Below are 22,771 nucleotides of genomic sequence, written 5' to 3'. Positions count from 1 at the left end.
GACTAAAAGAGTGGAGACGGGGCGCGCCCTGTCAGGTCATGCTTTGTGCTGCGACGCGATTTTTTCGATATCGTTATGCGGTCGCGCGATGACGCGAGAGGTGACGACTTCGCCAATGCGTTTCGCCGCTTCCACGCCGGAGTCCACGGCGGCATTTACCGCGCCGACGTCGCCTTTCACCATCGCGGTGACGAGGCCAGAACCGACGTTTTCATAGCCAATCAGCTCGACGTTGGCGGCTTTGCACATCGCATCTGCCGCTTCGATACAGGCCACCAGACCTTTGGTTTCGATAAGCCCTAGTGCTTCTTTCATCAGGTTTTCTCCGGTTATTCGGCCATTTTGTAATGCGAGACGATTTTGTTGATGTCGTTATGCGGGCGGGCGATAACCAGTGAGGTCACCACTTCGCCGATGCGCTGCGCTGATTCCACGCCGGAATCGACCGCCGCTTTCACCGCGCCGACGTCGCCTTTCACCATCGCGGTGACGAGGCCGGAACCGACGTTTTCATAGCCAATCAGCTCAACGTTGGCGGCTTTGCACATCGCATCTGCCGCTTCAATGCAGGCCACCAGGCCTTTGGTTTCAATCAAACCTAATGCATCACCCATTTGCGTTCTCCTGGCCTTAAGCCCTGTGTTTAATGACAATTTTGTTGATGTCGTTATGTGGACGCGCAATCACCAGCGACGTCACCACTTCCCCTATGCGCTGCGCGGATTCCACACCGGAATCTATTGCTGCTTTCACCGCGCCGACGTCGCCCTTCACCATCACGGTGACCAGACCGGAGCCGATGTTTTCATAGCTAATCAGCTCGACGTTGGCGGATTTGCACATGGCATCCGCTGCGGCAATACAGGCCACCAGACCTTTGGTTTCGATAAGCCCTAATGCATCACCCATGTTTTCTCCTCCAGAACAGGTTTTGTGATTCGGGAAAACCGTCCGCGTAACGGCGTCAGGACGCGGAAGCGGTGTTCGGGGTTCACTATAGGGAGTGGGCGGCGAAGTGAAATTTAAATCCGTCAGATGGTTATTTTTAGTTTTTTACTCTGTGATTTAGGTTGGGTGAGGTTCGCATTTATCTATTTATGCTGATGTTGAGGAAGGGATTGGGCTGGCGAATCGGTGCATATTTCACCATTTAGCTTCGCGCGAATAGATGTTAATAAGTTGATAATTTATTGCGGCGAAGGGGTAATTTAACCATTCGTGAAGTGCGGGAAAGATCGTGTTTTGGCGGTGAGGCTAAATGCAAAAAGTGCGGTTTTAGTGGGAGAGGCGGTGCAGGAAAAAAGAGACTGTGAGCTTAATCAAGTTTGCTGCCGGACTTCAGCGTGCAGACGTAGAGCGGCGAGTTAATAGAACTGAGCAGAATCGCTTTCTCATTGAGCTTCTGGGCGTTGAGGAACAGGCCATCGTGGCTGTCCGACATCTCACGCATAAAGTAGTCGAAGATAACGTCCGGTGACTCATCGATGGACGAGGCGCTGGATTCCCACTTGCTGATGCGGTAGTGGCGCTCGGTGGTGGAGATGCGCTTGCTGGTGTAGCTGAATTTAACGTAGCGCTGGAGATAGAGCCAGCCGGCGGCGGAATCGGTGTAGCCTTCAACCACCATCGAGCCTTTACCGTTGGCGGCAAAATTAAAATGGATATTGCCGTTAACGTTCTCTTTTTCCATATTCTCAAAACGCATTATCGCCTTCGTGGAGCAGCTCATGATCCCGCCATTGTCTACGGGCAGCAGCTTCCAGGCACAGAACCCAGTGGCGGCAATAAACACCAGGCTGGAGAGAGCGAAAAAGGGGAGAGGGGCGATTCTCATTGCGGCTTCCATGAATAGTAAAAATAGTTATCGCAGTAGCTGAACGGGTTATCTTCGTGCATCGCGCAGTGGGCGAGGAATACACGGCCCAGGCCGTTGGTTTCCAGCCGGTCGCCGTAAAAGAAGACGAAGCGTTCGCCGGGCTTGCACTCCAGCTTCAGGCGCTGGCGTACGGTATCAAAATTCTTGCCATAGGCGGTTCCGGCAACGGAGCGCAGCATCTCATCGCTAGCCAGCAGCTCGCACTGGCTGTGGCTCATTTGCGTTAGCATGATGGGGCGCGACTCGCTGGTGCCAAGAAAACTACACACCACCAGCAACAGGGCGATGGTCAGCAGGCAGCCTCCGGCGAGATACCAGCAGGTACCGCGCGCGTGCCGCGTGGAAAAAGGCTTTTGTTCTGGCGGCACGATGGTTTGGTCTGGCTCAGGATCGATAGCGAGCGGCGGTGCTGGGTCAGGGATAGCGTCCAGCATCTCGATGGTGAGATCCGGGTTGAGCTGCAGCAGGCCGCGCGACACGGTGACAATAATGTTGTCGATATCGTAGTGGCGGAAGGTTTTACGCAGCATGCTCAGATACTGATTGAGATTACTATTGGATGAGGTTAACCCGTTATCATCCCAGACTTTTTTGAGCACTTCGTCGCGGCTGACCACGTCGGTATGGCGCAGGAAAAACCACAGCAGCGCGTTGGCGGTAATTGACAGCTGGCTGTCCGCCTCATCGCTTCCAGGTAGGGTTAGTGTGCCGTCCGTTGCATCATAAATAAGACGGCCATGGATGTTATAGCGCATCGTGGCCTCAATCTATCACGTCATACTTCACGTTGCAGGTGCGTTGGCTGCGCTCGCTCACCTTGGTCACATAGTTATCTATGCTCCCAGGGATTCGCTCCCTTGCCGCCCTCCTGCAACGCGAATTATTTAGTGTATATATGTTCACACAGGAAGCGTCATCTTTGTCAGATCGCTGACCAGCGACTGCCTGTGCCCGGCGCTCATCGTGCGCCCCTCAGTTAACTCCGATAGCCAGATGCCGTCCGCCGCGTAGCGCACCAGCGTGCCGGTATGGCTATTGTCCAGTTCATCGCCTTTCGCCAGATGGTCCAGCATCCAGTCGCGCCAGCATTTTCGCAGTACCGGTTCGTCCGGCATGGCCAGCGACAGCACCATTAACTGGCGGCTCTCCTGGGTGTCGGTCAGCTCAGGGGCTGACAGATAGCGCAGATAGGCACGGGTAAAGCGGCCATAAGAGATATTATCCGCAGCCATCAGCTCGGCGATTGCCTCTTCCATAATCGCCAGCAGACGAGCAAATAGGGCAAAAATCAGCGCCTGTTTGTTGGGAAAATGGTGCAGTAGACCGCCTTTACTCACTCCCGCCTCGCGCGCAACGGCGTTCAGCGAGAGAGCGGCGATGCCGTCCCGACCGGCAATGGTGGCCGCTGATTCCAGCAGTTGCTTATGCAAACGAACGGGATCTTTTTTTCGATGTTGGGCTTCTGTGTTCATGGCCCGAATCATACCGACCAGACGGTATGATTATTGTTGATCGCTATCAATATGCGAAGAGGCGCGGTGGGACTGGATTCGGTTATTGCGTGGAGGCTCACAATTCACCTTATGAATTGTGCTGGTATTCTTCGTCCGCTTGCTCTGCGCTAACCCAGTTATTACTTACTGTTTTTTAATTCCCCAGGTTATTATCACCTCTGACAACGTTAGGTACAGGATGGATTATCCACCGCGTTGTGATGACACCACTCAAATAAGAAAGGAATTCTCATGAGCGAACAAATTACCTTTGGAACCAGCGATTTTGCCAGTAACCCGGAGCCTCGCTGCCCGTGCGTGCTGCTGCTGGACGTCTCCGGCTCGATGAACGGCCGCCCTATCAATGAACTCAATGCCGGTCTGATGACCTTTCGTGATGAGCTGCTTTCAGATGCGTTGGCAATGAAACGCGTAGATTTGAGCATTGTGACGTTTGGCCCGGTAAAAGTGGAACAACCGTTCACTAGCGCGGAAAACTTCTTCCCGCCGATTCTCTACGCGCAGGGCGATACGCCAATGGGGGCGGCCATCACTCAGGCGCTCAATATGGTTGAAGAGCGTAAACGCGAGTACCGCGCCAACGGCATTTCATATTATCGCCCATGGGTTTTTCTGATAACAGACGGCGGGCCGACAGATAGCTGGCAGTCGGCGGCGGCGATGGTGAGTGAAGGCGAGGCGGCCAAAAAGTTCGCATTTTTCTCCATTGGCGTCCAGAGCGCAGATATGCACACGCTGGCGAAAATTAGCGTTCGCCAGCCGCTATCGTTGCAAGGGCTGCAGTTTCGTGAACTGTTTAGCTGGCTTTCCAGCTCGCTGCGTTCCGTTTCCCGATCGACGCCGGGAACCGAAGTCGCGCTTGAATCGCCAAAAGGCTGGGCGTCGGTGTGAGTTGGCGTCTGGTTTATGGTTCCGAGGTGGGTACCTCTCATCTCAGCACGCAAACCCCTTGTCAGGATCGTTGCCTGGCAGGGGTCGATACGCTCAACAATGGGCAGCCGCTGCTTTCACTGTTTGTCTCCGACGGTGCCGGTAGCGCGCTGCGGGGTGGCGAAGGGGCTGAACTGGCTGTTGAAGCCGCGGCGGCCTGGCTGGCGGACAGCGTGCGGCAGGATGCGTTTGAGCTTAATGAAGCCTTAGCCGTTGATATCGTGCAGGCAATAAAAGCACGAATACTGGCGGCAGCCGTTCATCCGCTGACGGCGCGCGATTATGCCTGCACCTTTTTGGGCGTACTCTCTATGGAAAACGGTACGCTAATTATGCAGATTGGTGACGGCGGCGTGGCTGTGGATTGCGGCGAAGGGATGGAGGTTCCGCTAGTACCGATGACCGGCGAGTATGCCAATATGACCTGGTTTGTGACGGATGACGATGCGGTTAACGTACTGGAGACGCATTTCATGCCTGCGCGGGCGCTGAAGGTCGCGGCGTTTACCGACGGCATCCAGCGACTGGCGCTTAATCTTACGGACAATACCCCCCATGAGCCGTTCTTTACGCCATTTTTCAAGGTGATGGCCAGCGTTTCTCCGCAGCAGGCAGAGATGTTACCGGCTCTGTTGGTCGAGTTTTTGGGTAGCCCGTCGGTTAATGAACGCACGGATGATGATAAAACGCTGGCGCTGGCGTTATGGGTACAATGAAAGAACACTTATATACATCAGCCAACGATTCGGTGACCCTGGGAAGGGAGTTAGGCAAGGGCGGTGAAGGCGCGGTATTTGAGGTAAAGGAGTTTCGCGATAGCGTCGCCAAGATTTATCACTCGCCGCCAGACGTGCTGAAGCAGGCCAAGCTGAGCTTTATGGCTGCAACGGCGGACGATCGCCTGTTGGATTATATTGCCTGGCCGCAGGCGACCCTGCACACCGGACGCGGCGGCAAGGTTGTGGGCTTCCTGATGCCTAAGGTCGCAGGAAAAGAACCGATTCATATGGTGTATAGCCCTGCGCATCGTCGCCAGCATTACCCCGATTCAGCATGGGATTTTTTGCTGTACGTCGCGCGCAATATTGCCGCATCGTTCGAGACTATCCACGATCACGGGCATATTGTCGGCGATGTGAATCAAAACAGCTTTATGGTGGGAAAAGACAGCAAGGTTGTTCTGATAGACAGTGATTCGTTCCAGATCAACGAACAGGGTACATCGTATCTTTGTGAGGTCGGCGTGGCGCATTTTACTCCGCCTGAGCTGCAATCGTTACCCTCCTTCTCCGGCTTTAGCCGTACGCCAAATCACGATAACTTCGGCCTGGCGCTGCTTATCTTTCATGTTTTATTTGGCGGTCGACACCCTTATTCCGGTATCCCATTGTTAAAAGAGGTGGGTAATGCGCTGGAGTCGGATATTGCGTATTTTCGTTATGCTTACGCCAAAGATAACCAGCAGCGAGGTTTTCGGCCGCCCCCGCGCTCGATTCCCATATCGATACTTCCCCAGTCGGTGGCCTCTATGTTTCATCTGGCGTTCACTGAACAAGGGGTTGAAAAAGGGCGTCCGACGGCGCAGCAGTGGGTTAGCGCGCTGGATGAGCTACGCCAGCAATTAAGAAAATGCGCTGCCTCTGCAATGCATGTTTTCCCTCGCCATTTAACCCTCTGCCCTTGGTGCGAGCTTGAAGATCAGGGGGTGAGCTATTTTATCGATTTGAATGTCACCGTCAGAACATCGGCTGGCGATTTTGTCATGGCCAGGGTGTTGGGGGCGATTACGGCAGCATCGCCGCCACCGCCGTTGAACCTCCCTTCTGCTTTGCATTACCAGGTGGTTCCTCACCCGTTACCGAAGAATATCCCAGGGAAAAAAGCAGTTACCGGCGCTCAATTTGTGGTGGCATTTATTGCCATCGTAATAATGGTTGTGACGATGAAAGTTTTCTATATGTCGCAAGGATGGCTTTGGTCGCTGATTGGTGGTGCTTTGGCGGTCTGGGGGGTAAAACATTTCGGGGGGCAGTTGCGCAAAGAGGAAGTACAGCAGCGCCGTACGGCGATGGATCTTGCCGAAAATGAGTATCGGCAGCTCGTCAATCAGGTGCAGCACTCTTGTGGCCCCGAAGGTTTTATGGCCAAACGCGCGGCGCTGATGCAGCGCAAAGAAGAGCTAACCGGGCTGCCGACGGCAGAAAAGAAAGAGATTGATGATTTGCACGCGACGGCGCGGGAACGACAACGGGAGAAATTCCTCGCCACGTGCTTTATTGCATCCGCGCCGATCCCGGGCGTTGGGGCTGCGCGTAAGGCCGCGCTGCTTTCGTTCGGCATTGAAACAGCGGCGGACGTCACCAAACGCAGGGTTCAACAGGTTAAAGGTTTTGGTAATCATCTGACGCAGGCGGTGCTGGACTGGAAGAGAAGCTGCGATCGGCGTTTTGTCTTCAACGCCGCCGAGGCGGTATCGCCCGGCGATATAAACGCGGTGAAGGCGAAGTTTGCGGCCAGACGGGTGGCGCTGGAAGCGGCCTTAACGAACGGTGCGGTGGAGCTACAGCGTTTTAGCCTGGAGTCCGGACGGCGAATGTCGATGCTGCACGAGCCTTTACAGGAGGCTGCGAAAAAGCTAGCGCAGGCGCAGGCCGATTTCAGCTTATGCTAATATCCGCGGCCTGCGGCTTCGTCCCTTCGGTGTTAATTATTTAGGGTGTAAATTAATTGTGGTCTAGATGTACGCCTAAACCGCTCTCACCCGGAGCCAGCTCCGGGCGCAGAGCCAGAGAAGGGATCAGGTAGTCGCCATGGTTCTGGCGGCGGAAGGGAATTGGCGCGGTTTCAGATAAGGTATCCAGCCGCTGGGCCAGTTCGTCGCGCAGCGTATTAAAGCGCTGTTCATCGAGTTTGTCGGTACGGTAAAACACCAGCGGCGGCAACACGGCAAAGCCGGGGTAGAACAGCATCCCGTGCTGAATGGGGAACAGAATATCGTCGATAGGACCGTTAATCCCGCGCGGCGCGTAGTGTTCCGCCCATCCTCCGGCGGTGACGATCAGCATCGCCCGTTTGCCCGCGAACGTCCCTTCTCCGTAGCGATCGCCCCAGTGCGTTTCGCTGTGCTCGCCGACGCCGTAAGCAAACCCGTAAGCGTAGACCCGGTCAATCCAGCCTTTCATAATGGCGGGCATGGAAAACCACCACAGCGGGAACTGAAAAATCACCGTATCGGCCCACAGCAGTTTCTCCTGTTCGCCGACGATATCCGCACTTTGCGTGCCTTGTTCAAACGCCTGCTGTGAATCCCGCGTTGCCCGCCAGGCATCTCCGACCGGCAAAGCGCTGCTGTCGTCGGCATCAAACCCTGCCTTCCAGCGCATGGCGTAGAGATCGGACACCTGCACTTCGTGACCGGCCTTTTGCAGATGCTGCACGGCAAAATCTTTCAGCGCGCCGTTAAGCGAACGTGGTTCGGGATGGGCGTAAATCAGTAACACTTTCATTGAGATCACCTCTGAGTCATGGAGAGCTGCAGAGTAGAGGGCACGGCGTTATAGTAGAAATGAATTACCTCAATGACAGGTATAGTGATGATTAATATTCAGCGTCTGGACCTCAACCTGCTGCGCACCCTCGACGTGCTGCTCAGCGAAAATAACGTCACCCGGGCGGCGCAACGCCTGAATTTGTCTCAGCCATCGGTCAGCGTTCAACTGGCGAGATTGCGTGAGATATTTTCTGATCCGTTGCTGCTGCCGGGGCCGCGTGGGATGCAGCCAACCGCTCGCGCCGATGAACTACGCGGGCCGCTGCGTGATGCGCTGCTGGCGCTGGAACTGGCGGTCGCGCCGGTTCAGGCGTTTGACCCGGCGACGGCGACACAAACCTGGCGGGTGGCGGCGACGGACTATATGGCCTCGGCGATTCTGCTGCCGGCGCTCAACGCGTTGCGCACCGCTTCCCCGGCCAGCCGTCTGGCGGTGTTCGAGCTACAGCCCTCGCGGTTGATTCAGCAGGCGGATCGCGATGAAGTAGATCTGTTTTTCCATACTCATGACGGCGCTCCAGCGGGGTTGCATCAGCGTTTGCTGTTCCGCGAACGCTACGTGCTGGCGGGCAGAGCGGGGCATCCGGCGCTGCAATCCGCGTTAAGTCTGGAGCAGTTCTGCCAGCTGGATCAGGTGATCGTCTCGCCGGACGGCGGGGGATTCAGCGCCGCGACCGATACCGCGCTGGCGAACCTCGGTCTGGCGCGGCGGGTTGTCCTTTCGGTGCCACATTTCCTGTTTATGTTGGAGACGCTGCGCAATAGCGAGCTGGTGGCGGTGCTGCCCGAGCGTCTGGTGCGTGGAGCAGGCGGCCTGACGGTGATCGAACCGCCGCTGGCGGTGGCCGGGTTTGATATGCTGATGCTGTGGCACGAGCGCTGGCACCGCGACCCCGCGCATCGGTGGCTGCGCCAGCAGATTGTGATGTCATTAAAAGCCTGAAGCCGTATTGCGAGTTGTTCCCCGGAGGCGGCGCTTGACGCGCCTGTCCGGGCTACCGGTCCACAGATGATTGCGAACCCGTAGCCCGGCTAAGCACAGCGCGAGCCGGGGAGAGGCTACCCTTCCAGATTTAGTTCGATATTGCGTTTGAGCACCAGGCGCATCATGACGTAATAGACGACACCCACTGCCAGCCAGCTCAGTCCGAGTACCTTCGCCTGAGCGTCCATCTCATAGATAACAAAGCCGATAATGCACAGACCCACCACCGGGAACAGCAGGTGCATCACCAGATTGCGTGACTTATTGCGAATGATGTAATGGTTGATCACGGCGATATGCAGCACCAGGAAACCCATTAATGCGCCGAAGTTCACCAGGCGGCTAAGATTGTCGATATCACCATAGAACCAAAGGCCGGAAACCAGGGAAATCAGCGCCACAAACAGGGTGCTGACGTAAGGCGTTTTCAGCCGCGGATGCACTTTCGCCAGCAGTTTCGGCAGCTGCTTATCACGCGCCATCGCAAACAGAATGCGCGACACGGCAGCCTGCGCCACCAGCGCGTTGGCAATCCCCCAGGAGATCACCGTTGACCACATGGTGACGTACTTCAGCCAGTTGCCTCCCGCCAGATTAGCGGTATCGTAAAAAGCCGTATCGAGGCTGCTGAACGTCATCCCCTGCGCCAGATCGGCGGCAATCCAGGTTTGCAGGATAAACAGCGAACCCACCAGCATCAATGCGCCCAGCGAAGCCTTGCCCACGGTATCGACGCCGCCTTTCGTTTCTTCCGAAAGCGTGGAGATCCCATCGAAACCCAGAAAAGAAAGGACGGCGATAGAGACCGCGCCCATCACCAGCGGCAGGCTGAACTTATCGGCGTTATAGAGCGGGTCGAGCGTCAAATGGCCTGCGCCCGCGCCGGAATAGAGCGCGATCAGCCCCAGCACGACGAACACCGACAGCACCACGATTTCGGCGATCAGAATCGTGTTATTGGCTCGAGCGGTAAAGGTAATGCCGCGCAGGTTAATCAGGCTGTTGATGGCGATAAAGCCGACGATCCACAGCCAGCCCGGTACGCCAGGCAGCATGGGCGCAAGTGCGGCTGCGCTGACGATATAGAGCAGCGACGGCACCAGAATATAGTCCAGCAGGATCAGCCAACCGGCAAAAAAGCCGACAATGGGATGAATGCCGCGCTGGGCATACGCGTACACCGAACCGGAAACCGGGAAGGCGCGCGACATCGACCAGTAGCTCATGGCGGTAAAGAACATCGCCACCATGCCGATGAGGTAGGCCAGCGCCACCATTCCCTGCGCGCCGTCCCAGACGTAGCCAAAGACGCCAAACGGGGCGATGGGCACCATAAAAATCATGCCGTAGACCAGCAGGTCACGGAACGTCAGCGCCCGGTGTAGCTCCTGCTTATAGCCAAACTGTTCGACGCTCATACCTGCTCCCCTTCAATACGCAGGGAGAGCTGTTCAGCCACTGATTTCGGTAAGGCATAGCGACAGGTTTTCAGCGGATCGACCACCTGACAGATTTGCAGATCGCCTGCGATGCTCAGGATGCTGATGGCTTCCGCCAGCGTCAGGGATGTGTTATCCGCGATAAAATGTGCCATATGGCGGGTCGCCATCGCGGCGGCCTCATCAAGTGTCAGAGCAGAGGCAAGGGTGAAGAGCGTCTTGCTGTTTTCGAGCATCGGCAGCGGCAGCTTACGGTTTTTGACCACCGTCAGCTCCACCAGCACTTCACCGGGGATTTCCAGGCCGCAGACCGAGACTTCGCCATCGCCCATTGCGGCGTGTAAATCCCCCAATCCGAACAGCGCGCCGGGCACGTTGACCGGCAACCATAGCGTGCTGCCTGCGGTAATCATTTTGCAGTCCATATTGCCGCCGTGGCTATCCGGCGTGCCGCAGGAGATGGCTTCGCCAGCCGGGGCGACGCCGATCACGCCAACCATCGGATTGAGCGGAACACGCACGTTACCGGGCAGTACGGCCTGGTCGTTTTCAATGGGAACGATAGTGACCTTCGGGGCATCGAGTTCGTCGCCAATCACACCCAGCTGCGGCGCGGTGACCATCACCGCTTGCTGACCCGTCAGGGTAATACGCTTGATCGTAACCTTAAGCGCATCGCCCGGCTCGGCACCCTCAACGTACACCGGCCCGGTCGCCGGATTAATACGCTGCCAGTCCAGCTCGTTGAATACGGCATCGGCAGAGGTGATTTGATCAGAGAAGCAGTCGCAGGTTTCGAACAGCACCTCACTACCGCTATTTACGGTGGCGACAGGGGCGTTATCCCGCGACATGGTGTAAACCACCTGGTCTTTGGTTATTTTCATGACATTCATCCCGATTTAATTGTTGTGTTTTTTATATTTAGAATTTCCCCTATGGGGAGTAAGTGAATGTATCGGGATTAGGGCGGGAAGGCAATTACGCAAGATTTTATAAACATAAACGATATATGTTTGCTGATAAATCAATTCGTTAATATTCTTACGAGGTATTATTAGCGTGTTTTATATTGGCTATCGTAGTCGGGGCGTAATGCATGTGGCGGCCATATCTGGCCGCCAGTTTAGGCTGTTAACTGAAGGTTCCCTTGCTGCTTTCCACCATCGCGATCAGCTCCATGATTTGCTGCTGCTTGCGCTTTGACAGATTCTGCACACGATGAAACGCATCCTCGAGCGTGGGCTCCATCACTTTGGCGGTGAGCACAATACACTCGTCCATAACGCGTACCTCCAGCTTTCTGCCGGGGGTAAAACCCGCTTTCTCAAGCCACTGACCTTTTAAAATCAGCGCGGGTACGCGATCGTGTTTTGGATAATTCGTCACATACGACACGGTATAACTGCGTAAGGTCGAAGGAAACACTACAGGTTTAATCAGTTCTGCAATAGAATCGGCGTCAGTCATCGTCTCTATTCCTCTTAAATAGGGATTGTGATTAGCGATGTGGCCGTGTTCCCGCACGGCCATATCGCGCTAAATAACACCTGTAAATCTACCCAGTAAATAAAAATAAAGCCAGCTAAAAATAGACAATAATAAAGACGTTACTGGAAGTATTTATTCAGAAATTAAAACGGCGGAGTAGGTAATCCATGCCGGATAAGCAAAACCTATCCGGCAATAACATTAATACAGTGTGTTAATATGATGCTGTTTAAAATTCTCCGCCTGCGCCAGCACGCCCATATACACATCATCATTCGCCACCGGCGGGAACTTGTGTTTGTGCAGCAGCAGGATCATCTCCACCTTCAGCTTGGCTTAATATCATCACGCTTGCTCCAGTCCGGGTACTTTGACGTGTTATCCACGACGGCCTTCATCTCTTTCGCCAGCGCCAGCGTTTTATCTCCTGCATAGAAGGGTTGATATTTACCTTTTGAATTACATGAAGAAAGAAGTGGGCAATTGCGGATCTTGTACCATTTGATTGAATCTCTGGTATCAATATTATTGATTATGGTTATATTTTATATAAAAATCTGTACATAGCGTTAAATATTTTTAAGATATATGAAATGGCACGAAATTTATTTTTACATTGCTTGATGGAATTTGTCAGGCAGAATGGTGAAATGAATTCTATAAATAATAGTCGTGATAAGGTGAACAATATGCGAGATTTTAATTCCGGTAACATTAATGGTGATGTCACTATTAATGATCATTCGAAACAGAATGAATTTAAGTTATTGATTTACTGTGATAACGATGAGCTGATTTCAGAGGAGCAGCATCGATTAAAGATTTTGAGGAAAGAGAGGAATAGAAAGTCAACAATTGTCTTAAAGATTTTGGCCGGATGCGGCCTTCTAATGCTGTTTGCTGGGGGATGGTATTTTTTTCATGGTCAATGGGATCTTGTCTCAGGTTTGACCGGATTAGCAGGGGGCGTTTTCAGTCTTGCTACTATTTATGGCTCAAATACGCCAACTCCTTTTGAGAAGAGGCAGCTGGATGCTTTACAGGAAATCAATCTCATTCTTAGAGAAAGGGATTTCAGATAATCAGTATGGCTTCATAGCTATAGATTTGATTTCGTGGGTGGGCTAATACGAAAATATTAAATCGATCCATCGGCGAGTACATTACATCATTATTGTTGCAGTGGTCTGTTCTATTCTTTTGAAAGTGGATATGAGAACAGCGACATACATGTTTCAAGTGCTAAAGAGTATACGACCAGTAAAATCCCGGAGGCGGCGCTTGACGCGCCTTGTCCGGGCTACCGGTCCGCAGACGGCGGGGAAGCCGTAGCCTCCGTCTGCGCAGCTTCACTCCGCCTCCTACTCCATCGCCACCTTCACCGCATCCCCCAACTGCACCATCACCTCCCGGTGCTTCTCAATCGGCGGCAGGGCGCAGTTGATCCTTAAGCAGTTTCGATACTTCCCTGAAGCCGAAAACAGCGATCCCGGCGCGACCTGGATCTTCATGCGGCACAGCTGTTTGGCGACGCAGACCATATCCACCTGCTCGGGCAGTTCGACCCACAGCATAAAGCCGCCGGTTGGACGTGTGACGCAGATGCCGCAGGGAAAATATTCCCGCAGCCAGCAGGTGTAGATCTCCATATTGCGCTGGTAAATCTGCCGCATTCGCCGCACATGGCGGTGATAGTGGCCTTCGCGAATAAAGGTGGAGGCCGCCAGTTGAGTTGAGGGGACGTTGGTGCCGCTGGCGGCGTATTTCATCTGTAAAAGCCGGTCGTAGTAGCGGCCCGGGGCGACCCAGCCGATGCGCAGGCCGGGAGCGATGGTTTTGGTAAACGAGCTACAGAGTATGACCCGGCCGTCGATATCCCATGAATGAATGGTGCGCGGGCGTGGGTAGTCGGTCGCCAGCTCGCCGTAAATATCATCCTCAAAAATCACGATATCGTGGCGCTGGGCGAGGCACAGCACGGCGCGTTTGCGGGCGTCCGGCATGATAAATCCCAGCGGATTGTTGCAGTTCGGCACCAGAATGACCCCTTTGATCGGCCACTGCTCCAGCGCCAGCTCCAGGGCTTCGACGCTGATCCCGCTGTTCGGATCGGTGGGGATCTCAATGGCTTTTAGCCCTAAGCCGCGCAGCATCTGCATGGTGCCGTAATAGCAAGGGGATTCAACGGCCACGATATCGCCGGGCTGGCACACCGCGAGCAGGGCTAGCGACAGCGCGCTGTGGCAGCCGCTGGTGATCACCAGCTCATCGGCGGTAACAACGGAACCGCCATCGAGCATCAGGCGGGCGATCTGCTCGCGCAGTTCGCGGCGTCCGGCCAGCTCATCGTAGCTCAGCACGTCGATAATATTATGCTGGATCACCCGGCTGAGCTCGCGCCACAGCGGTTTTAAACTCGGCTGAGATACGTCCGGCGACCCGCCGCCGAACGGGATAATGGTTTTGTCATTGCGGGCGTCGAGCATGTTCAGCACTTGATCCCACTGGGTTATCTCCACCGGTCGCTGTACCGGGCGCGACATCGGCGGTACCGGCGGCTGGGCTTTTTGCGGGGCAACGAAATAGCCGGATCGCGGCTGCGGGGTGATCAGCTGGCGCTGTTCCAGCGTCTGATAAGCCTGCTGGACGGTGCTGATGCTAACGCCGTGCTCCTGACTCAGGCTGCGCACAGAGGGCAGCTTTTCGCCGTGGCGATACAGCCCTTGTTCAATACGTTCAGCCAGCAAATTGGCCAGATGTTGGTAGCGAGTCATGCTGTATCCCTTTTTGTCGCCATACAGATGGATAAACCAGTACAGATGGGCGGTGAAAACCGCACGCAGATATCGTTTTAATCAATCTGTATGTTAAAGAAAAGTGTTTTGTGAATCTGTATTGTCTGGTCCCGGATCCGCGAAGATAAAGCCTCTGGCAAGGCGAGGAGGCAGAGGATGGAATTTCATGAGAACCGGGCAAAACAGCCGTTTATCGGCTTCATATTTTTAGGGCGAGCGATCAGAAAATGGTGGCTTCGGATGCAAACGCGACGAGTTTTGCAGCGAATGAGCGATGAACAGTTGAGAGACGTCGGATTAAGACGGGATCAGATCAATTAAAACGTGCGGTTTTTCACCCCGTGCGCGTTTGTAACCCCGGTAAGCGTCAGCGCTACCGGGGTTTTCCCGGAGGCGGCGCTTGATGCGCCTGTCCGGGCTACCAAACCGATACTCCATTGGGAATTTACATTCACAGAATTTATCATTTCATGCTTCTCTATCCTTTGTTTCTTGATAGTTACCGTGATAAGTATTATTTTCCTTACCGTTAAGTGAGGAAAAGAGATGACCGAAGACGACCTGTTTGCCCGCCGCCCGATGGGGATGCGCATGGCGATGGTGGTGCGCCAGTGGCGCGCGATTATTGATTCTGCCATTACCGACACCGGCCTGACCCAGTCAAGCTGGACGGTGCTGATGCAACTGCATCAGTTGGGGGATAACGTCTCGGTCAGCGAGCTGGCGGAGGTGCAGGGCATTGAACTGCCGCCGCTGATGCGCACCCTCACGCAGCTGGAAAAGCAGGGCTATCTGCTGCGTTCCACATCGCCTTATGACAAACGCATACGCCTGCTGACGCTGACGGCGGAAGGCCAATCGAGGCTGGAAGAGCTGAACCGCGTGATTGAGACTTATCAAAATCGCGTCACCCGAACCATTCCCGAAGCAGAACTCGCCACCTTCAGCGCCACCCTAAATCAAATCGCCTGCAATCTGCGGACTATCCGCGAAGAAGATAATAAGATCTAAAAAACTATGATGACCCCTGAACAGAAGTTTGCCCGTTGGGTAAGGGTGAGTATTGCCGCGTTCCTGGCGATATTCGCCTGGTTTATCGTTGCCGATATCTGGATCCCGCTCACCCCGGACTCCACCGTGATGCGCGTAGTGACGCCGGTATCCTCGCGCGTCTCCGGCTATGTCTCCCATGTCTATGTGCATAACAACAGCCTGGTGAAGAAGGGCGACCTGCTCTATGAGCTGGACCCGGCGCCGTTTACCAACAAAGTGGAAGCCGCGCAAATCGCCTTTGAGCAGGCGAAGCTGAGCAACCAGCAGTTGGATGCGCAGATCGCTTCTGCCCGCGCCAATCTGCGCACCGCCCAGTACACCGCGCGCAACGACAAGGTTACCCTCGACCGTTATCAGCGGCTGAGCACCATGCAGAACGTCTCGCAGTCGGACCTGGATAAGGTGCGCACCACCTGGCAAACCAGCGAACAGTCGGTCAGCGCGCTCAACGCCAGCATCCAGAACCTGCTGATCCAGCGCGGCGAACGCGATGATGCGCGTAACGTGACGCTGCAAAAATATCGCAACGCGCTGGAAGAAGCGCAGCTTAACCTCGGCTGGACGCAGGTCCGCGCCGAAACCGACGGCATGGTAAGCAACCTTCAGCTCAATCCCGGACTGTACGCCACTGCCGCCACGCCGTTGCTGGCGCTGGTGAGCAATCACACCGATATCGTCGCTGATTTTCGTGAGAAGAGCCTGCGCCACACCGGCGTGAATACCGATGCGGCGGTGGTGTTTGATGCGCTGCCGGGTAAGGTCTTTAAAGCGCACGTCACCAGCAGCGATGCCGGTATTCTGGCCGGGCAGGAAGAGGTCAACGGCCAGCTGTCGCAGCCGGAGCAGTCCACCCGCTGGGTGCGTGATGCCCAGCGCATGCGCATCCACGTGGCGCTCGATGAGCCGCTGGACAAGCCGCTGCCCACCGGCGCGCGCGCCACGGTGCAACTCTACAATAGCGATGGTCCGTTTGCCCGCACCTTTGCTGGCGTGCAGATCCATCTGGTGAGCCTGCTGCATTATGTCTATTAACACCCTGGCGCGGGTCTTCACCCCGCATGGCAATATCGTTTATACGGCGAATGATTTTCGCCAGACGCTGCGCATCGCCGTCGCCGGAACTATCGCGCTGAGCATTTCGACTTTCTACGACGTGCAGTACGGTGTCTTTTTTGTGGTTTACCCGCTGATGCTTCTGTCGCTGGTGCCGGTGTTTAACCGCCATGTGGCGCGGCAGTTTGTGTTTAGTGCGGCGGTAAACTGCGTCGAAATGGTACTGATCGTCGGTTATCTTTCGCAGTGGCCGGTGATCATGACGCTGGTGGTATTTGGCCTGTACGTGATGCGTTTTCGCTTTATGAGCCAGGGGCCGCTGTTTCTGTTGGGCTCGATGGGCGTGGTGTGTCAGAGCACGATGCTCAACTTTATGAGCTATCCCACCAGCAACTGGCACACGCTGATGTTCTCCAACATGGAGGCCTGCGTGATGGCGGTGGCGCTCAGCGCATTGCTCAATTATTTCATCCCGGATGTCGAACCGCGCAAGCCGCCGCCGCGTATTGAAAAAGATGCCGCGCGTATTCGCCATGAATCGCTGCTCTCCGGCACCGTGGCGACGATGATCTTTGTTATCTTCCAGGTCTGCGATTTGAGTGATTCCCTGTCGGCGCTGATGGCGGGGATTTTGATTCTCTTCCCGATGCACTATCGCGGCGCGGTGATTAGCTCGATCTGGCGTGTGGTGGGCGTGGTGATGGCCTGTCTCTATATTCTGCTGGTGCAGTTGGTTATCTATAATTTCAGCAATCATATGGTGCTGATGATGCCGCTGATTGGCCTCGGTCTGGCCTTTAGCGCTCGCCTGCACGTGATGGAGAAGGTGGGCGCTGGCGTGGGCTTTGCCAGTATCACCACCATCGGCATTATGTTTGGTCAGAATCTGCATCCGGACCAGGATCTGGTATTCAGCGACCTGTACCGCATCACGTCGGTGACCGTCGCGTTGCTGGCGACGCTGACGATGGTCTTTCTGGTGCATCGTATTTTGAATTGCTTTGCACCGACGCGGTTTGTGATGACGGAGTGATCCCTATTTTTGCGTAGTCATAATACTTTTGTATTTAACTTTTCGTTGAAAATGAAAGGGGGCATTTTTGGGTTTATTCCCCCTAAAATAATATTGTGTAAGAGAATGCCTATTTTTGATAAATAATAAATATATTTAATCAATAAACAATTGTGATTGTGAATGCTTTTTGTTTTTGTTACATAAAATGAATTTAGTTCATACTTTTTTCATGATATTTAATGTATTTGTAATTTATTGTTTTTAATGTTTTATTTTCCATAAATGGTTTTTTATTCTGATTTTATTTAAAATAAAGTTTTATATTTTTAATGTTTGGCGTTAGATTCTTAAGATTATTCTTTAAGTGTTTTGGTTTTTTTGCTTTGTTTTTTTGCTATGTATTAGTTTTTTATGCTGCACTTTTTGTTTAAATCTGTCTTTTCCACTTAAATTGATGCTTCTTGAGGTTTTTTTAATATTAGGATTATAATCATTCCAGGACATAAGATTATTATTAGGCCGTGCCAGGAAAGTTTTTATATTCACTTAATATATAATTAAGGATGATTATATGAGGATATGTGAATGTCATTCTCTGTTTTTGGTTTTCTGATTGATGATGCCATTTTTTGTTTCGACAACCCGCTTAAGGTTGTTAATATTTCTAGTCATTTACAGGGAGCTGGCCCTATTGCTTTGCGTAGTACTATGTCTAATCTTTTATTCTTTCTTCTGATGCAACATCAGAAAGAAATTATTACCGATAATGAAATTATGCATCATGTCTGGGATAAAAATGGATTGAGCTCTTCACATTCCAGATTAGTGCAGGTGATATCAGCCTTGAAACAAAATTTGATGCTGGCTGGTGTTGACGAGAATATGATTGAGCGAATCTCTGGGAAAGGTTACAGAATAACCTCTGGAAATATAAAAATACTCTATCGACCTTGATTATTGGTTGTAATGATATTTATTTTATAAATATATAAAACCAGGCGGCAATTCTATTGGCATCTAATATTATTATATTAGTGCTAATAAATAATTGACTGTTATGGAATCGTGTATGTTGGGCGTTTAAATTCCAACAGAAGTGCTTTTGTGTAAATAACACTCCCTTATCCAGGGACTTTTTTTAACATGGAGTTAAATATGAAGCGTTTATTATTATCTACTGCTGTGGTTTCTTGCCTGGTTGCTGCTGGTGCTCAGGCATCTGATGGGCAAATCAATTTCCAGGGTAAGTTAACTGATTCTACCTGCCAGATTGCTATTGATGGTGGGACTTCTCCGGCGACTGTCGTGCTGCCTACGCTTTCCACCCAGACTTTGGCGGTGGCTGGTAATACCGGCGGACGCACTCAATTTAATATTGAGCTCTCTGGCTGTACTGGTTTGGTAACCACTTCTACCGCAGCGGCTTACTTTGAAGGTGGCGCAACTGTAGACAGCGTTACCAATAACCTGGTAAATACCACTTCAACCGGTGCTGGCAACGTCCAGCTGCAGTTGGTTGATGTTCAAAGCGATAGCGCTATTAAGGTGGGCCATAACTCGCAAAGTTCAACCAACACGCAGGTTGCTATTCCGAATACTGCTGGGGCGAGTACCGGTACCACCATCCTGCCTTATGCTGTTCAGTACTTCGCTACCGGCGCAACCACTCCAGGTGCTGTAACCAGCAATGTCAGCTTTAGCATTAACTACCAGTAAGTTCATCGTCATTGGATGACATGTGAAACACCGATGGAAGGAATTCCATCGGTTAACAGGAAGGATTCTGTAATGAAAAAAAGCATTCTTACCATGCTACTCGTCATGACGACGGCCTTTCCTGCCTGCGCCTCAGTAGTTATTTCCGGAACGCGTGTTATTTACCCGTCAACCGATCGGGAAGTTACCGTTAAGATGGAAAATAAGGGTAACGTGCCGGTACTCATCCAGTCCTGGGTGGATAATGGCGATCCGACTTCAACGCCGGATACGGCAAAAGCGCCGTTTGTATTAACCCCGCCGATTAATCGTGTTAATGCCGGGAAAGGACAAACGCTGCGTATTCGCTATACCGGTGAAGCATTACCGCAAGATAAAGAATCTATTTTTTATCTTAATGTTCTTGAAATTCCTCCAACGGTGAAAGGTGAGCTAGCAGAGAAAAATATGCTATCGATGGCCTTTCGCTCTCGCCTGAAACTTTTTTATCGCCCACAAAAACTAATAAAAAACGCGAGTGAAGCGCCGGAAAAGGTTGTCTGGAAGCGTCAGGGAAATAAGGTCACCGCGCATAACGCTACGCCCTATCACGTAACAGTGGCTTACTTTTCAGAAGATGAAAAAGGGGAGAAAAAATTGGGGGCTGGCAGCATGTTAACGCCAGGTGAAACCCATACCTGGACGTTGGATCGCGTGACCACCCGCTGGTATCCCATGATTATCAATGACTACGGTGCGCTGCGCCCGGTGAGTCCCGATACGAAATAAATTGCTGCGGTATTTATTGTCGCCGCCGCCCTGTAAACAGTAATGGAATAGAACGGGGTTCTTGATGATTCGTTCCTGCTATTTTAAACCGACGCCGCTAGCCATGGCGATTACGCTGGGTTTTAGCCCTTTTGCCGTCGCACAGGATGCAGATGAAGTACAGTTTAATAGCACCTTTATGAGTCAGGGGAGCCAGAAAAAAATAAACCTGACCCATTACGAACGTAACAGGGCTGTACCCGGTAAATATCGCGTAGAACTGCGAATTAACAACCAATATCAGGGTTTTCAGGATATTACGGTTAGCGAAAGTACACCGCCTGCCAATACGGGCACTATTTGCCTGACGACAGGGGCATGGCGCACGCTACCGTTGAATATTGAGAAACTCAGTGATGACGCGCAGAGGCTTTTAGCCAATAGCGCTGATGACGATTGCCTGGCGGTGACGGCGATGATCCCGCAGGTAAAGATGGAGTTTGATACCGGCAACCAGACGCTGGATTTAGAGATCCCGACGCTTTATCTGGTGCGCAACCCACGAGGTTATGTCAACCCGGCGTTATGGAACAAAGGTGTGACGGCCGGGCTGCTAACCTATAACGCTAACTATTATCACCAGCAAAACCGGGGAACGGAAAACGACAGCGCCTATACCGGGATCACGACGGGTTTTAACCTGGGAAACTGGTATTTTCGTCATAACGGCAACTGGAGCTGGCAGGATGACGTGGGAAGTCACTCCCAGGCACTAAACACCTACGTACAGCGCGATATTCCAGCGATAAAAGGCCGTCTCTCAATTGGGGATCGCAATACCCGGGGGGAGTTGTTTGATACGCTCTCCTTTCGCGGTGCCCAGCTCGCGAATGAAGAGCAGATGCTGCCGGATTCACAGCGTGGCTATGCGCCTATCGTTCGTGGAACCGCGCGAACTTCCGCGAAGGTGCAGGTTTTTCAGCAAGGGCGTTTGTTATACGAAACGACCGTTTCACCTGGCCCGTTTGAAATTAACGACCTTTATCCCACAGGCTATGGCGGCGACCTGCAACTGGTGATTAAAGAGGCCGATGGCTCCGAACAGCAGCAGGTGATTCCCTATGCGGCGAGCAGTAATTTGCTGCGCTCAGGTACCAATCACTACAGCGTGACGCTAGGCAAACTCCGCAAAGATCAGGTGGAAAGTGAGCCTGCGTTCGGTGAGCTGACGTGGCGTCGTGGGCTGAACAACTTTTTTACCGGCTACGCAGGTCTTCAGGGCAATGAAGATTACCAGGCTGGCGTTTTGGGCTTGGCGCTGGGTACGTCTGTCGGGACATTTTCTCTGGATGCCACTCAGTCGCAAACCCAACTGGATAAACCGCTGGCGAGCTACGGCAAACGCATGTCGGGTCAGAGCTATCAGCTGAAATACAGCCAGTTTATTTTGTCAACGGGCAGCAACTTTAACGTTGCGGCTTATCGCTATTCGACCGAAGAGTATCTGGACTTTATGACTGCGATGCAGATCCGTGATGCACAGAAGTATGGCAATGATACCTGGGATATACGCCGTCCCAAAAGTCGCCTTAGCGTCAGCGCCAGCCAGAATCTGCCCGAGGGGTGGGGTAACTTTTACCTTAACGCCTGGCAGCAGGATTACTGGGACAATAACCTGGGCACCGATCGCCAGTACCAGTTTGGTTATAACAACAGCCTGGGACGGGTGAGCTACGGGCTAAGCGTCAGCCGTAACCGTAATGGCGATGGTGATTATGAAAACCACTATCAGCTAACGCTGAGCATCCCGCTCGGCAGCACAACGCCATTTAGCCAGATGTCGATGAACCTGAATCACGATCCTGGTGGCGTAGTGCGCGAGCAGCTTGGGGTGAGCGGCACGGCGCTGGAAGACAATTCGCTGAGCTATGGCCTTTCAGCATCAAATACCAATAACGGTGGCTCAACGAGCGGTTCGCTGAATACCTCGTTACGCAGTTCGCTGGCGATGCTTCAGGCGCAGGCGGGAGCGGGTAAGCATTACAGTAATTATTCTCTTGGTATCAGCGGCGGCGCGGTTGCCCATAGCGGTGGCGTGACGCTGACGCCTTATACCGCCGACACCATGGCACTGGTGGAGGCTAAAGGTGCCCAGGGCGCGAAGGTCAGCGGCTATCCTGGCGTCACGGTCGATCGCTTTGGTTACGCCATTGTCCCTTATCTCAATGCTTACCAGAGCAACCTGGTCGAGATCGATCCCAAAGGCATTCCAGAAAACGTTGAGCTGGAGAACACCAGCCAGAAAATCGCGCCTTACAGCGGGGCGGTGGTCAAACTGCGTTTTGATACCGTACAAGGGCAGGCGGCGATGATTCGACTGACTAACGCTCAGGCGGTTCCGTTTGGTGCCGATGTGCTGGATGCGGAAAAGAATATTGTCGGTGTGGTGGGCCAGGGGCAGCGTATTTTTGCCCGCCTTGCTCATGCTTCAGGCCAGCTGCGCGTGCGCTGGGGAACAGAGAAAGAGGATTCCTGCGCCATTAACTACTCGCTTCCGGCATCTTCGACATCGGAGATCGTAAACATCAATGCTGAGTGCCACTAATT

At 53.1% G+C, this 22,771-nt stretch carries 24 protein-coding genes and 1 pseudogene; 13 read left to right on the top strand and 12 right to left on the bottom strand.

All coding sequences use genetic code 11. The annotated features are described in order from the left end of the window. Window positions 1–36 precede the first annotated feature (36 nt). The 6 genes from HV213_RS25340 to HV213_RS25315 form a co-directional block, all read right to left on the bottom strand. Entirely contained in the window at window positions 37–315 is a 279-nt protein-coding gene (locus tag HV213_RS25340; RefSeq protein ID WP_015585230.1) for a BMC domain-containing protein, read from the bottom strand. Between the two features lie 14 nt (window positions 316–329). Then, on the bottom strand, window positions 330–614 hold the full coding sequence (locus HV213_RS25335) for a BMC domain-containing protein (protein WP_112215164.1): 285 nt from the start codon (window positions 612–614) through the stop codon (window positions 330–332). A 16-nt stretch (window positions 615–630) separates the two neighbouring features. Further along, entirely contained in the window at window positions 631–909 is a 279-nt protein-coding gene (locus HV213_RS25330) for a BMC domain-containing protein (RefSeq protein ID WP_110277400.1), read from the bottom strand. 406 nt (window positions 910–1,315) lie between these two features. Beyond that, on the bottom strand, window positions 1,316–1,834 hold the full coding sequence (locus HV213_RS25325) for a FidL-like protein (RefSeq protein WP_181483787.1): 519 nt from the start codon (window positions 1,832–1,834) through the stop codon (window positions 1,316–1,318). Next, a complete protein-coding gene (locus tag HV213_RS25320) occupies window positions 1,831–2,631 on the bottom strand; it encodes a winged helix-turn-helix domain-containing protein (RefSeq protein ID WP_181483786.1) in 801 nt (266 codons plus the stop codon). The genes HV213_RS25325 and HV213_RS25320 overlap by 4 nt, the downstream gene beginning before the upstream one ends. A gap of 144 nt (window positions 2,632–2,775) precedes the next feature. Then, window positions 2,776–3,360: a TetR/AcrR family transcriptional regulator gene (locus HV213_RS25315; RefSeq protein ID WP_181483785.1), complete on the bottom strand. Its 585-nt coding sequence runs from the start codon at window positions 3,358–3,360 to the stop codon at window positions 2,776–2,778. Between the two features lie 261 nt (window positions 3,361–3,621). Between HV213_RS25315 and HV213_RS25310 the strand changes: the two genes are divergently transcribed. From HV213_RS25310 to HV213_RS25300, 3 genes are read left to right on the top strand one after another with little or no spacing between them, the layout of a single operon-like run. Continuing rightward, on the top strand, window positions 3,622–4,281 hold the full coding sequence (locus tag HV213_RS25310) for a vWA domain-containing protein (RefSeq protein WP_181483784.1): 660 nt from the start codon (window positions 3,622–3,624) through the stop codon (window positions 4,279–4,281). Then, window positions 4,278–5,036, top strand: coding sequence for a PP2C family serine/threonine-protein phosphatase (locus HV213_RS25305; protein ID WP_181483783.1), 759 nt, complete (start codon window positions 4,278–4,280; stop codon window positions 5,034–5,036). The genes HV213_RS25310 and HV213_RS25305 overlap by 4 nt, the downstream gene beginning before the upstream one ends. Further along, the gene (locus HV213_RS25300) at window positions 5,033–6,991 is read left to right on the top strand and encodes a helix-hairpin-helix domain-containing protein (protein WP_181483782.1); all 1,959 of its coding nucleotides are present in this window, start codon (window positions 5,033–5,035) and stop codon (window positions 6,989–6,991) included. Before HV213_RS25305 ends, HV213_RS25300 begins: the two co-directional genes overlap by 4 nt. A 52-nt stretch (window positions 6,992–7,043) precedes the next feature. On the opposite strand, the gene HV213_RS25295 is transcribed toward HV213_RS25300, so the two are convergent. Next, the gene (locus HV213_RS25295) at window positions 7,044–7,826 is read right to left on the bottom strand and encodes an NAD(P)H-dependent oxidoreductase (RefSeq protein WP_181483781.1); all 783 of its coding nucleotides are present in this window, start codon (window positions 7,824–7,826) and stop codon (window positions 7,044–7,046) included. 87 nt (window positions 7,827–7,913) lie between these two features. Between HV213_RS25295 and HV213_RS25290 the strand changes: the two genes are divergently transcribed. After that, window positions 7,914–8,813 (top strand): LysR family transcriptional regulator, encoded by a 900-nt coding sequence (locus HV213_RS25290; protein ID WP_181483780.1) that lies wholly within the window; start codon window positions 7,914–7,916, stop codon window positions 8,811–8,813. A gap of 116 nt (window positions 8,814–8,929) precedes the next feature. Here the strand turns inward: HV213_RS25290 and HV213_RS25285 are convergent, their stop codons facing one another. The 4 genes and pseudogenes from HV213_RS25285 to HV213_RS25270 form a co-directional block, all read right to left on the bottom strand. Further along, window positions 8,930–10,273: an APC family permease gene (locus tag HV213_RS25285; protein ID WP_181483779.1), complete on the bottom strand. Its 1,344-nt coding sequence runs from the start codon at window positions 10,271–10,273 to the stop codon at window positions 8,930–8,932. After that, window positions 10,270–11,181, bottom strand: a complete 912-nt coding sequence (locus tag HV213_RS25280; RefSeq protein ID WP_181483778.1) for an acetamidase/formamidase family protein — start codon at window positions 11,179–11,181, stop codon at window positions 10,270–10,272. The genes HV213_RS25285 and HV213_RS25280 overlap by 4 nt, the downstream gene beginning before the upstream one ends. A 247-nt stretch (window positions 11,182–11,428) precedes the next feature. Further along, a complete protein-coding gene (locus tag HV213_RS25275) occupies window positions 11,429–11,764 on the bottom strand; it encodes a SymE family type I addiction module toxin (protein ID WP_181483777.1) in 336 nt (111 codons plus the stop codon). Window positions 11,765–11,986: 222 nt separating this feature from the next. After that, a pseudogene (locus HV213_RS25270) lies at window positions 11,987–12,240 on the bottom strand (type I restriction enzyme endonuclease domain-containing protein); the annotation flags it as partial. A gap of 138 nt (window positions 12,241–12,378) precedes the next feature. Between HV213_RS25270 and HV213_RS25265 the strand changes: the two are divergent. Further along, complete coding sequence (locus tag HV213_RS25265; protein ID WP_197975054.1) at window positions 12,379–12,867, top strand: hypothetical protein; 489 nt, start codon at window positions 12,379–12,381, stop codon at window positions 12,865–12,867. Between the two features lie 279 nt (window positions 12,868–13,146). On the opposite strand, the gene HV213_RS25260 is transcribed toward HV213_RS25265, so the two are convergent. Next, on the bottom strand, window positions 13,147–14,559 hold the full coding sequence (locus tag HV213_RS25260) for an aminotransferase-like domain-containing protein (RefSeq protein ID WP_181483776.1): 1,413 nt from the start codon (window positions 14,557–14,559) through the stop codon (window positions 13,147–13,149). A gap of 177 nt (window positions 14,560–14,736) precedes the next feature. Between HV213_RS25260 and HV213_RS25255 the strand changes: the two genes are divergently transcribed. The 8 genes from HV213_RS25255 (at window position 14,737) to HV213_RS25220 (ending at window position 22,769) form a co-directional block, all read left to right on the top strand. Beyond that, the gene (locus HV213_RS25255; RefSeq protein ID WP_181483775.1) at window positions 14,737–14,901 is read left to right on the top strand and encodes a DUF1127 domain-containing protein; all 165 of its coding nucleotides are present in this window, start codon (window positions 14,737–14,739) and stop codon (window positions 14,899–14,901) included. A 225-nt stretch (window positions 14,902–15,126) separates the two neighbouring features. Beyond that, on the top strand, window positions 15,127–15,591 hold the full coding sequence (locus tag HV213_RS25250) for a MarR family winged helix-turn-helix transcriptional regulator (RefSeq protein ID WP_181483774.1): 465 nt from the start codon (window positions 15,127–15,129) through the stop codon (window positions 15,589–15,591). A gap of 6 nt (window positions 15,592–15,597) precedes the next feature. Then, the gene (locus tag HV213_RS25245) at window positions 15,598–16,665 is read left to right on the top strand and encodes an HlyD family secretion protein (protein WP_181483773.1); all 1,068 of its coding nucleotides are present in this window, start codon (window positions 15,598–15,600) and stop codon (window positions 16,663–16,665) included. Further along, window positions 16,655–17,719, top strand: a complete 1,065-nt coding sequence (locus HV213_RS25240) for a DUF2955 domain-containing protein (protein ID WP_181483772.1) — start codon at window positions 16,655–16,657, stop codon at window positions 17,717–17,719. The genes HV213_RS25245 and HV213_RS25240 overlap by 11 nt, the downstream gene beginning before the upstream one ends. Window positions 17,720–18,286: 567 nt before the next feature. After that, window positions 18,287–18,655 (top strand): winged helix-turn-helix domain-containing protein, encoded by a 369-nt coding sequence (locus tag HV213_RS25235; protein WP_181483771.1) that lies wholly within the window; start codon window positions 18,287–18,289, stop codon window positions 18,653–18,655. Between the two features lie 201 nt (window positions 18,656–18,856). After that, window positions 18,857–19,417 carry a fimbrial protein gene (locus tag HV213_RS25230; protein ID WP_181483770.1) on the top strand — a complete coding sequence of 187 codons (561 nt, stop codon included), beginning with the start codon at window positions 18,857–18,859 and terminating at the stop codon, window positions 19,415–19,417. A gap of 33 nt (window positions 19,418–19,450) precedes the next feature. After that, on the top strand, window positions 19,451–20,185 hold the full coding sequence (locus tag HV213_RS25225) for a fimbrial biogenesis chaperone (protein ID WP_181483769.1): 735 nt from the start codon (window positions 19,451–19,453) through the stop codon (window positions 20,183–20,185). 64 nt (window positions 20,186–20,249) lie between these two features. After that, a complete protein-coding gene (locus tag HV213_RS25220; RefSeq protein WP_181483768.1) occupies window positions 20,250–22,769 on the top strand; it encodes a fimbria/pilus outer membrane usher protein in 2,520 nt (839 codons plus the stop codon). Window positions 22,770–22,771 lie beyond the last annotated feature (2 nt).

Source organism: Klebsiella sp. RHBSTW-00484 (genome assembly GCF_013705725.1).
Lineage (GTDB): Bacteria > Pseudomonadota > Gammaproteobacteria > Enterobacterales > Enterobacteriaceae > Klebsiella.
The sequence above is the reverse complement of the archived record's forward strand: the minus strand, read 5'-3'. Positions and strand labels throughout refer to the sequence as shown.